This is a genomic window from Streptodolium elevatio (genome assembly GCF_040649515.1).
GTDB classification, from domain to species: domain Bacteria; phylum Actinomycetota; class Actinomycetes; order Streptomycetales; family Streptomycetaceae; genus Yinghuangia; species Yinghuangia elevatio.
In genome coordinates this window covers 218,685-228,265 of the sequence record NZ_JBEZFP010000001.1, presented here as the reverse complement: position 1 = coordinate 228,265, position 9,581 = coordinate 218,685, and the positions used below count along the sequence as shown (strand labels likewise).

9 protein-coding genes and 1 pseudogene are annotated in these 9,581 nt (G+C 73.6%); all 10 read left to right on the top strand.

The window, feature by feature from the left end:
* A pseudogene (locus AB0C36_RS01070) lies at positions 1-180 on the top strand (acyl-CoA synthetase); the annotation flags it as partial.
* Between the two features lie 177 nt (positions 181-357).
* Complete coding sequence (locus tag AB0C36_RS01065) at positions 358-1,074, top strand: DUF5819 family protein (RefSeq protein ID WP_358347291.1); 717 nt, start codon at positions 358-360, stop codon at positions 1,072-1,074.
* The gene (locus AB0C36_RS01060) at positions 1,061-2,299 is read left to right on the top strand and encodes an HTTM domain-containing protein (RefSeq protein WP_358347289.1); all 1,239 of its coding nucleotides are present in this window, start codon (positions 1,061-1,063) and stop codon (positions 2,297-2,299) included. The genes AB0C36_RS01065 and AB0C36_RS01060 overlap by 14 nt, the downstream gene beginning before the upstream one ends.
* Positions 2,296-2,955 (top strand): TrmH family RNA methyltransferase, encoded by a 660-nt coding sequence (locus AB0C36_RS01055; RefSeq protein ID WP_358347286.1) that lies wholly within the window; start codon positions 2,296-2,298, stop codon positions 2,953-2,955. Before AB0C36_RS01060 ends, AB0C36_RS01055 begins: the two co-directional genes overlap by 4 nt.
* A gap of 4 nt (positions 2,956-2,959) precedes the next feature.
* Positions 2,960-3,859 carry an NTP transferase domain-containing protein gene (locus AB0C36_RS01050; RefSeq protein WP_358347284.1) on the top strand — a complete coding sequence of 300 codons (900 nt, stop codon included), beginning with the start codon at positions 2,960-2,962 and terminating at the stop codon, positions 3,857-3,859.
* Between the two features lie 169 nt (positions 3,860-4,028).
* Complete coding sequence (locus tag AB0C36_RS01045; RefSeq protein WP_358347281.1) at positions 4,029-5,198, top strand: molybdopterin molybdotransferase MoeA; 1,170 nt, start codon at positions 4,029-4,031, stop codon at positions 5,196-5,198.
* A 104-nt stretch (positions 5,199-5,302) separates the two neighbouring features.
* Positions 5,303-6,355, top strand: a complete 1,053-nt coding sequence (locus AB0C36_RS01040) for a potassium channel family protein (RefSeq protein ID WP_358347317.1) — start codon at positions 5,303-5,305, stop codon at positions 6,353-6,355.
* Between the two features lie 45 nt (positions 6,356-6,400).
* The gene (locus tag AB0C36_RS01035; protein WP_358347278.1) at positions 6,401-7,393 is read left to right on the top strand and encodes an NAD(P)H-quinone oxidoreductase; all 993 of its coding nucleotides are present in this window, start codon (positions 6,401-6,403) and stop codon (positions 7,391-7,393) included.
* A gap of 107 nt (positions 7,394-7,500) precedes the next feature.
* Complete coding sequence (locus AB0C36_RS01030) at positions 7,501-8,322, top strand: hypothetical protein (protein WP_358347276.1); 822 nt, start codon at positions 7,501-7,503, stop codon at positions 8,320-8,322.
* A 294-nt stretch (positions 8,323-8,616) separates the two neighbouring features.
* Positions 8,617-9,435 (top strand): hypothetical protein, encoded by an 819-nt coding sequence (locus AB0C36_RS01025; protein ID WP_358347273.1) that lies wholly within the window; start codon positions 8,617-8,619, stop codon positions 9,433-9,435.
* The last annotated feature ends 146 nt before the right edge of the window (positions 9,436-9,581 follow it).

The window sequence follows — 9,581 nt, the reverse complement described above, 5'->3', positions numbered from 1 at the left end:
GTCACCGCGACCAACAAGGTCAACAAAGTCGAACTCCGGCGCGCCGGCTTCCGCACCGACGAACCCGTGTGGTGGACCCCCGAACGCGGCACGGCCTACCGCCCATTCACCACGGAAGACCGGACCACCCTCCTGAACGCCTACACGGCACACGGCCGCGAGAACGCGCTGGACCTGTAGGGACCCGGCAACGGGGGCCCGGGCCGCCGAGTGGCGCGCAGGCACGCGGAACCGGCGGCGGCCGGGTGGCGGCGGGTGGTCGCGAGTGTGGGCCACGGCAGATAAGGGCACCTCGAAGGCCCCCTTTCGCGCCCCCGACCCGGTAGCGTGCGGCTGCCGCCAACGTACGGGAGGGCCATGCCCGCACAGGAGACCCCGGTGGCCGGAGTCGATCCGGCCGCCGATCCGGCTGCCGGGCGGGCCGCCGACAAGCTGCCGCCTGCCGGACCAGCGGTCGATCCCGAAGACCCCGACGCCCGCTCGCCGCGCGTCCAACTCGTCGCGGCTCTGCTCGCGGTGCTGCTGGTCGTCGGGGCCGGGTTCCACCTGCTCTTCGTGAGCCTGCACGTGGCCCCGGAGAACCAGGCGTCCCGCAAGTACTCGGAGGACATCCGGGGGTGGATCTTTCCCCTCTTCGAGCAGAACTGGAAGTTGTTCGCGCCCGACATCCTCGCGGTCAACGTCCGGCTCAACGCGCGGGTGCAGTACCGGGCGGCGGACGGCACCGTGCGGGAGTCGGCCTGGACGGACCTGACCGGCGACGACATCGCGCACATCCAGGGCAACCCGTTCCCGAGCAAGGCCGACCAGAACCTGGTGCGCCGCGCGTGGGACTTCTACCTGGGGTCGCACAACGCCGACGAGAGCCCCGCCAACAACCAGGCCGAACTGGCCGAGGAGTACCTGCGGAGGATCGTGGTCAAGCGCTTCCAGGACGCCGGGCGCGCGGACGGGATCGTTGCGGTGCAGCTACGCGCGGTGTCCACCCCGATCGCGGCGCCGGGGTCGTCGCCGACGCAGCCGACCGTACGCGAACTGGGCTGGTGGGAGACGAAGCGCGATGACTTCCGTTGACCCCGGGCCCGCGTCCGGGCACGTTCCGGCCCCTGCGGCTCCCGCGGACGACGCGCCGAAGCCCGCTCGCGGGCGTCCGCCGCTCGACGTACGCCTGGCCGAAGGGCTGCTCGCTCTCCTCGGCCGCATCACCGGACGCCCGCGCGGCCTCTACCAGGCGGCCCTGTTGCGCATCGGCTTCGGCGGCGTCTTCCTTGCCGCGCTCCTGCGCGAGTTCCTCAACCGGCGGGAGATCTGGGGCGACCGGTCGCCCTGGTCGCCGGACATGGCCCGCAGACTGCTCGGCGGCATCGACGGTGTCAGCATCCTGCTGGTCCGCGACGAACGCTGGTGGTTCGAGCTGATGTTCGCGGTCGCGGTGCTCGCGACCACGCTGTTCGTGCTGGGCTGGCACACGCGGGCGACGAGCGTGCTGTTCTGCGTCATGGTCGTGTCCTTCAACAGCCGTTCCCTGCTGATGACGGACAGCGGCGACACCGTGCTGCTGCTGATGTCCTTCTACCTGATGTTCACGGCCTGCGGTCGCGTGTGGTCGCTCGACGCACGCCGGGCGCGGCGTACGGGGCAGACGCGTTCCCCCGGGCCGGGCCACGAGTGGGGCGTCTTCGTCGCGCTGTTCGCGGTCGTCGCCGCCGGACTGCTGCTGCCGTGGTGGGCGTCGCTGGTCGGTGCGGCGATCGTGCTGACCGGGATGTGGCGCCTGCCGCTCGAACTCGAACAACTGCGCGCGGCCCTGGTGGCCGCGATGCACCACTGCGCGCTGTTCGTGATCGCCGCCCAGGTATGCGTCATCTACGCGGCCGCGGGGCTGTTCAAGGTGCAGGGCAAGACGTGGCAGGACGGCACGGCCATGCACTACGCGCTCAACCTCGAGTACTTCCAGCCGTTTCCGGCGCTGTCCGGCGTCGTGGACGGCGGCGAGGTCTGGGGTACGGCGCTGGCGTACGTCACGGTCTTCACCCAGGTCGGGTTCGCGTTCCTCGTCTTCGCCAAGCGCGCGAAGTACGTCGTCATCGCGATCATGCTCGGCATGCACCTGGGCATCGCCGTGCTGCTGGGCCTGCCGGCCTTCTCCGCGGCCATGGCACTGGGCGACCTGGTGTTCCTGCCCACGGCGTTCCTCTTGTTCGTCCGGGCCCAGGGCGGCCGGGCCGGACGGTGGGTCGGCGGGCGGCTGCGTGCGCGACCCGACGCGGAGGGCGCCCCGCGTACCCTCGACGCGTGACCGACGACCAGACCGCCCCGCACGACCCCGCACGCGAGGTGGGCGTCGGGCCGCACCCGCAGCCGTGGCCCGACGACCCGAGGTACGACCCCGAGCTGCTGGCCGAGGGGGACCGGCGCAACGTCGTCGACCACTACCGCTACTGGACCCACGAGGCGATCGTCGCCGACCTCGACACGCGCCGGCACGACTTCCACATCGCGATCGAGAACTGGCAGCACGACCTCAACATCGGGTCGGTCGTGCGCACGGCCAACGCCTTTCTCGCCCGCGAGGTGCACATCGTCGGCAAACGCCGGTGGAACCGGCGCGGCGCGATGGTGACGGACCGGTACCAGCACGTGCGGCACCACCCGGGCGTCGCGGACCTGGCGGAGTGGGCGAAGTCCGAGGACCTTCCGGTCATCGGCATCGACAACCTGCCCGGCGCGGTGCCGCTGGAGACCACGGTCCTGCCCCGGCGCTGCGTCCTGCTCTTCGGCCAGGAGGGCCCCGGGCTGACCGAGGAGGCGTGGGCGGCCTCTTCGCTGGTGTGCTCGATCGCCCAGTTCGGCTCGACGCGGTCGATCAACGCGGGGGCCGCGGCGGCGATCGCGATGCACTCCTGGGTGGTGCGGCACGTCGCCCCCGAGGACCTGCCGCCGAGCGGGGTGTGAGCACGTGACGGACGCTGCCGCGGAAAACGCCGGGTCCGAACTCGCCGGATCCGTGCCGCGCTTCGACGCGGTCGTGCTGGCCGGCGGAGTCGCGCGGCGGCTCGGCGGCCGGGACAAGCCCGCGCTGCGGGTGGGCGGACGCACGCTTCTCGACCGCGCGGTCGAGGCCTGCGCGGGAGCGGGGCGCGTGGTCGTGGTGGGGCCGGAGCGTACGACCGAGGCGGCGGTGCGCTGGGTGCGCGAGGATCCGCCGGGCGGCGGGCCGGTGGCCGCGGTGGCGGCCGGGCTGGCCGCGGTCGACGCGCCGTACGTCCTGCTGCTGGCCGCCGATCTCCCGTTCGTGACCCGGGAGGTGACGGGCCGTCTCCTCGACGCGCTGGTGCGGCCGGCGGACGGCGCGAATTCGCCGCCCGACGGCGCGCTGCTCGTCGACGCGGACGGACGTGATCAGATGCTGCTCGCGGCGTACCGGACCGAGGCCCTGCGTGATGCGCTGGCCGCGCTCGGCGAACCGCACGGCGCCGCGCTGCGGCGGCTGCTCGCACCGCTGGCGCTGGTTCGGGCGGTGGACGCCGAGGGCGCCGCGTTCGACTGCGACACCTGGCCTCAAGTGCGGGCTGCAAGGGACCGTTCCGGGAGGATGGAAGACGTGCTGGAGGACTGGATCGAGGCCGTGAAGGCCGAACTGGGCGTCGAGCTCGACGTCGACATCGCCGCGTTGCTGGACATGACCAAGGTCGCGGCGCACAACGTCGTGCGCCCGGCGGCCCCGCTGACCGCGTTCCTGGTCGGGTACGCGGCGGCGCAGGCGGGCGGCGGAGAGGCGGCCGTCGCCGAGGCGCTGCGCAAGGCGGAGGCGCTGGCCGCGGCTTACGAGCGCCCCGAACAAGGCAACGAGCAGTGAACAAGCGAAGCGGCGAAGCAGAACCAGGGACGCGTTTCGCGATTGCGGTTGCCGGGTGCGGCGGGGTGGCGGCATGAGCGAGCGGAGCGAGCGAATCAATAAGAGGATGCGTTTCGCGAATGCGGCCGCCGAGCGTAGCGGGGTGGCGGCATGAGGGTGAGGTGGCGGTGTGTCTGATCACCACGATCTGCCCTGGCCCGACGCCCGGGCGCGCGCCCGGGCCGCCGGTCGGCCGCTGCCCGCGGTGTCCCGCACCCTGCACCACGCGCGGGACCACGTGCTGGCCAGGCCGCTGACCGCGCTCACCGACCTGCCGCCGTTCGACACGTCGGCGATGGACGGCTGGGCCGTCGCGGGTCCGGGCCCGTGGAAGGTCCGCGGGCGGGTGCTCGCGGGCGACGACTCGGGCGTGCTCGCGCCGCTGCGCGACGGTGACGCGGTCGAGATCGCCACCGGGGCGCGGCTGCCGCGCGGGGCCACGGGGGTGCTGCGCAGCGAGCGCAGCAAGGTGGACGACCGCCTCCTGTTCGGCGACGTGCAGCAGGGCGGCGACATCCGCGCGCAGGGCCAGGAGTGCCGCAGTGGGGACGAGTTGCTGCCGGCGGGGACTGTGGTCACCCCGGGCGTCGCGGGGCTCGCCGCGGCGGCCGGGTACGACGAGCTGATCGTCGTCGACCGCCCCCGCGTCGAAGTCCTCGTGCTCGGCGACGAACTGCTCGACTCCGGCCTGCCGCGCGACGGGCGCGTGCGCGACGCACTCGGCCCGCTGCTGACCCCGTGGCTGCGGCTGCTGGGGGCGGACGTGCGCCGGGTGCGCCGGGTGGGCGACGAACTGGCCGCGCTCCGCCGGGCGGTGGACAACTCGCAGGCCGACGTCGTGATCACGACCGGTGGTACGGCGGGCGGTCCGGTCGACCACGTACACCCCCTGCTGCGCGACCTGCGGGCCGAACTCCTGGTCGACGGCGTCGCGGTACGCCCCGGGCACCCGATGGCGCTGGCCCACCTCCCGGGCGCGCGGCCGGGCGGCGGGCGCTTTCTGGTCGCCCTGCCCGGCAATCCGCTCGCGGCGGTGTCCGGCATGCTCACCCTCGCGGTCCCGCTGCTGCGCAGGCTCTCCGGCCGTGCGGAGCCGAGGCCGCGGCGGGTGCGGGTGGCCGACGCGGTCACCGGGCATCCGCGCGACACCCGGCTCGTGCCGATGACCGGGGACGTACCCCTGCACTTCTCGGGGCCGTCGATGCTGCGCGGCTTCGCGGTGGCCGACGGGATGGCCGTCGTGCCGCCGGGCGGCCTCCGGGCGGGGGACCGCGCCGAGGTCCTGCGGGTCCCACGATGAAGACCGTGCGCACGCCCGACGACCAGCCGTCCGACCGCAGGGGGCCGATGGGCGCCCTGGCCCGGCCGATCCCCGGTGTCGCGCGCGACGCGGAGGCCGAGGCGATGGGGCCGGGTGCCGCGGCGATCAGCATCCCGCGCGATCGGCCGGGGCCGCTCAAGCAGGTGCTGCGGCGCTTCGGGATGGCCTTGCTGGTGCTGCTCGCGACGGTGCTGATCGTCTACCTCGACCGGGGCGGTTACAAGGACAACGCGGGCGGGGAACTGTCGTTCCTGGACGCGGCGTACTACGCGACCGTCACGCTGTCCACGACCGGCTACGGCGACATCGTGCCCGCCAGCGAGTCCGCCCGGCTGGTCAACATCCTGGTGGTCACGCCGCTGCGCGTGGTGTTCCTGATCATCTTGGTCGGCACCACCCTGGAAGTCCTCACCGAACGCACCCGGGAGCAGTGGCGGCTGTCCCGCTGGAGGTCCACCTTGCGAGACCACACTGTCGTCGTCGGGTACGGCACCACGGGCTTCAGCGCGATCCACACGCTGCTGGCGCAGGGTGTGCCCAAGGAGCGGATCGTGGTGGTCGACCCCGATCCGGAGACCGCCGCGTACGCGGCGGACCAGGACGGCCTGGTCGTGGTGACCGGCGACGCGACGCGCGCCGAGGTGCTGCGTCGCGCCGAGTTCGAGCGGGCACGGAACCTGATCGTGTCGGTCAACCGCGACGACACCGCGGCCCTGGTGACCCTGACGGCACGTCAGCTCAACCGTCGCGCCTGGATCGTGGTCGCGGTGCGCGAGGACGAGAACTCCCCGCTGATCCGGCAGAGCGGCGCGGACTCGGTCGTCACCACGGCGAGCGCGGCAGGGCGCCTGCTGGGGGTGTCGATGCTGAGTCCGAACGTCGGTGAGGTCGTCGAGGACCTGCTGCACTACGGCTCGGGCATGGACCTGATCGAGCGGCCGGTGGACAAGCGCGAGGCCGGCAAGTCGCCGTCGCAGTGCCGCGACCTGGTGGTGGCGGTCGTACGCGGGCACCGCATGCTGCGGCACGACGACCCCGAGGCGTCCAAGCTGGCGGCCGGGGACCGGCTCGTGGTGATCCGCAGCATCGGCCAGCCGGGTACCGGGATAGTGACACCGTCGTCCGAACGGCACTGAGCGGCGGCGGACGGACCGTACGCCGAACGACGAGGAGCGAGAGCGTTGCACGCGATCACGATCAAGGCCCCGGGCGGGCCGGAGGCACTGGCCTGGACCGAGGTCCCCGACGAGGAGCCGGGGCCCGGCGAGGCGTTGGTCGAGGTGGCCGCCACGGCGGTCAACCGCGCCGATCTGATGCAGCGCCAGGGCTTCTATCCGCCGCCGCCCGGCGCGTCGGAGTACCCCGGCCTGGAGGCGTCGGGCCGGATCGCGAAACTCGGTGCGGGCGTCGCGGGCTGGGCGGTCGGCGACGAGGTGTGCGCGCTGCTGGCGGGCGGCGGGTACGCGGAGTACGTGCGCGTCCCCGTCGGCCAGCTTCTCCCGGTGCCGGACGGTGTCGGCCTGGTCGAGGCGGCCGCGCTTCCCGAGGTCGTGACGACCGTCTGGTCGAACGTGTTCATGGTCGCGCACCTGCGTCCGGGCGAATCGTTCCTGGTGCACGGCGGTTCCAGCGGCATCGGCACGATGGCGATCCAGCTGGCCCGGGCGGTCGGTGCGAGGATCTTCACCACCGCGGGCACCGAGGAGAAGCTCGCCCGCTGCCGCGAGCTGGGTGCGGACGTCGCGATCAACTACCGCGAGGAGGACTTCGCCGCGCGGATCGCGGAGGAGACCGACGGGGCCGGGGTCGACGTGATCCTGGACAACATGGGCGCGAAGTACCTCGCCCGCAACGTCGACGCGCTCGCGGTCAACGGCCGCCTGGTGATCATCGGCCTGCAGGGCGGGGTCAAGGCCGAGATCAACCTGAACCAGCTGCTCACCAAGCGCGCGGCGTTGGCCGCGACCTCGCTGCGGGGCCGTCCGCTGTCGGAGAAGTCGGCGATCGTCGCGGCGGTGCGCGAGCACGTGTGGCCGCTGATCGCGGCCGGCCGGGTGCGGCCAATCGTGGACCGCGTCCTGCCGGTCACCGATGCCGCGGAGGCACACCGGATCGTCGAGGCGAGCACACATGTCGGCAAGGTCGTCCTGGCGGTGCCGGGTGATCGGAAGTGATCACACCGAACTTTCGGAATGTCGGTTATTGAACGAATAGTCCGTTTTTCCTAGGCTGCCAAGCACCACCGGTAGGTCCGGTGCGAGGGGCGCTGGGGAAGGTGGCCGTGAAGCGGACCCGTGCAGTCGCGGCATACCTGGTGCTGTCCGCGCTCGCCGTGCCCTCGGCCTGGGCGGCGCCGCCCGAGCCCGCGCCCACGGCGGCGCGGGCCGACGCGCCCGGCGACGTCCCGGCGGGCGCACCCGCGGGGGACCGCGTCGACGCGCCGGGCGGTGCGCGGGCGAACGCTCCGGAGAATGCCGCGGGGAACGCCCCGCCCGGCGTCCCGCAGAACGCGCCGGGCAGCACCCCGGCAGGGGTGGCCACCGCCGCGCCGCGGGCCGGGGTGCCCGGGCTGCGGCCGGATCCCGACCCACACCCCTCGACGGCTCCCGGGGGAACGGGCGGCGCACGCGAGCGCGGCCTGCCGGGTCGTACCGACAGCACCGCGCGGCCGACGCGCGAGGACCGCGACGCACTGCTGGCGCGCGTCGCGCCGCTCGGCATCACGCCGGTCGTCGACGTCTCCGGGATGCCGGCCCTGACCGTGGACCACGAACTCGTCCTGTCCGGCGGGCCGGAGGGCATCGCCGCGATGCGGGCCGCCGGGATCGAAGTCGTCCCCGGTCTGCGCTCCGGCGTGAGCGCCGTGCGCTCCGGCGGTCGAACGGTGGCGTGGTACGTGGAAAACCCTCCGCCGCTCCCGCCCGCTCCCACCGGGTCCGCCGCCCCGGAGTCCGGGGCGGCTCCGGACGAACCCAAGTCCCCCGGGCTGCCGAAGACCGGTCTCGGGGCAACCGTGCAGCTCGTGGCGCTGGGCCTGCTGCTGGTGGCGGGCGGCACGGCCTTCGTACGCATCGCCGCGCGCCGCCGACGCGGCCGGTCCTGACCCTCCCGGCCGTCCGCAACTGCTCCGCCGAGGCGCCAATATGACGTGCAGTCATGTCCGCGTGGCGTACCGATGTGGCCACAGGGCCGGGTGCCGTCTGGTGCAACTCCCGAGAAGAGTGCAGTCTCATCAAGGCGGTCACATCGGAGACGGCGGGGCCTGATTCGCGATAGTTTCCGGCAGTGCCACCTCGCCCCTGGCCATCCGGACGGGGAGCGCGGCGAGGAGGCCCGCCAGGGCCGGTGGCCCCCCGGTCGGCAGGGGGCGGACCCCGATCGGCGGGAAGGAGGCCGGATGCACCGAGTTCGCGCCTTCATTCGGCGTGTCCCGGTCGGGCCCGTGATCATCGCCCTGCTGATGGTCGGCGTCCTCGCCCTGGTCAACTTCTACGGCACCGACGGCGCCGCCGAGCAGGCCGCGCCCTCCGAGCCGGTGGTCGGAATCCCGCCGCAACTGCCCGCCGAAGAGCACGCGATGCCGAGTCCCGCGGCGACGACCGACGGGCCGCCCGCCGTCGTCGTGCCCGTGCCCGCGCCGAGCGAGACCCCGGCGGTGCCGAGCACCGCGCCGTCCGCCGGCGGCACCATTGCATCGCCGATGTCGACCCCGGCCGCGACGGGCGGCTCCGGCGCATCGGGTTCCGGCGCCTCCGCCGCGCCGCCGGCCGGTACGCGCCCCCCGGCGACACAAGGCCCCGGATTCTCCACCCAGCCGCCGGGCAAGGTGCCCGGCACCGATGACGACGACGATGACGTGGCGCCCGTCTCGGCGCGCATGCGCGTGGTGAGCGTGGTGCTGACCAGCGACCACGGGCCGGGCGCGCAGATCCGCTGCAACGACCGGGAAGAGGTCGTCATCGCCGCGACGATCATGGTCGACGGCGGCCAGGGCGACATCGTCTACCAGTGGTTCTTCGAGAACGCCCGCGCGTGGCCGCCCGACCAACTGCACTTCACCGGCACCGGGCCGCGGCAGCAGAGCCTCCAGATCCCGTGGCCGGTGGGCCTTCGCTTCGACGGCACCCGGGTGCGCGGCACCGTGCAGCTCCGCATTCTGCAGCCCGCGGTCTACGCGCAGACGCGGGCCATCACCATCGACGTCGTCTGCGTCTGACCGACGGCCCGGTACCAGCGGCTCTCCGGCACCAGCGGCTCCGGTATCAGCGGCCCCGGTGGTGACGGCTCCCATGCCAACAGCTTCGGTACGGACAGCAGCTCCGGCCTCCTGAGCAGCCCGGCCCACCCGGCCCGCCCGGACCG

Bases quoted from the DNA above. Each gene is read 5' to 3' on its own strand.
- AB0C36_RS01040 (WP_358347317.1), top strand. From the start codon at position 5,303: ATGGGGCCGGGTGCCGCGGCGATCAGCATCCCGCGCGATCGGCCGGGG.
- AB0C36_RS01025 (WP_358347273.1), top strand. From the start codon at position 8,617: ATGCACCGAGTTCGCGCCTTCATTCGGCGTGTCCCGGTCGGGCCCGTG.
- AB0C36_RS01065 (WP_358347291.1), top strand. From the start codon at position 358: ATGCCCGCACAGGAGACCCCGGTGGCCGGAGTCGATCCGGCCGCCGAT.
- AB0C36_RS01060 (WP_358347289.1), top strand. From the start codon at position 1,061: ATGACTTCCGTTGACCCCGGGCCCGCGTCCGGGCACGTTCCGGCCCCT.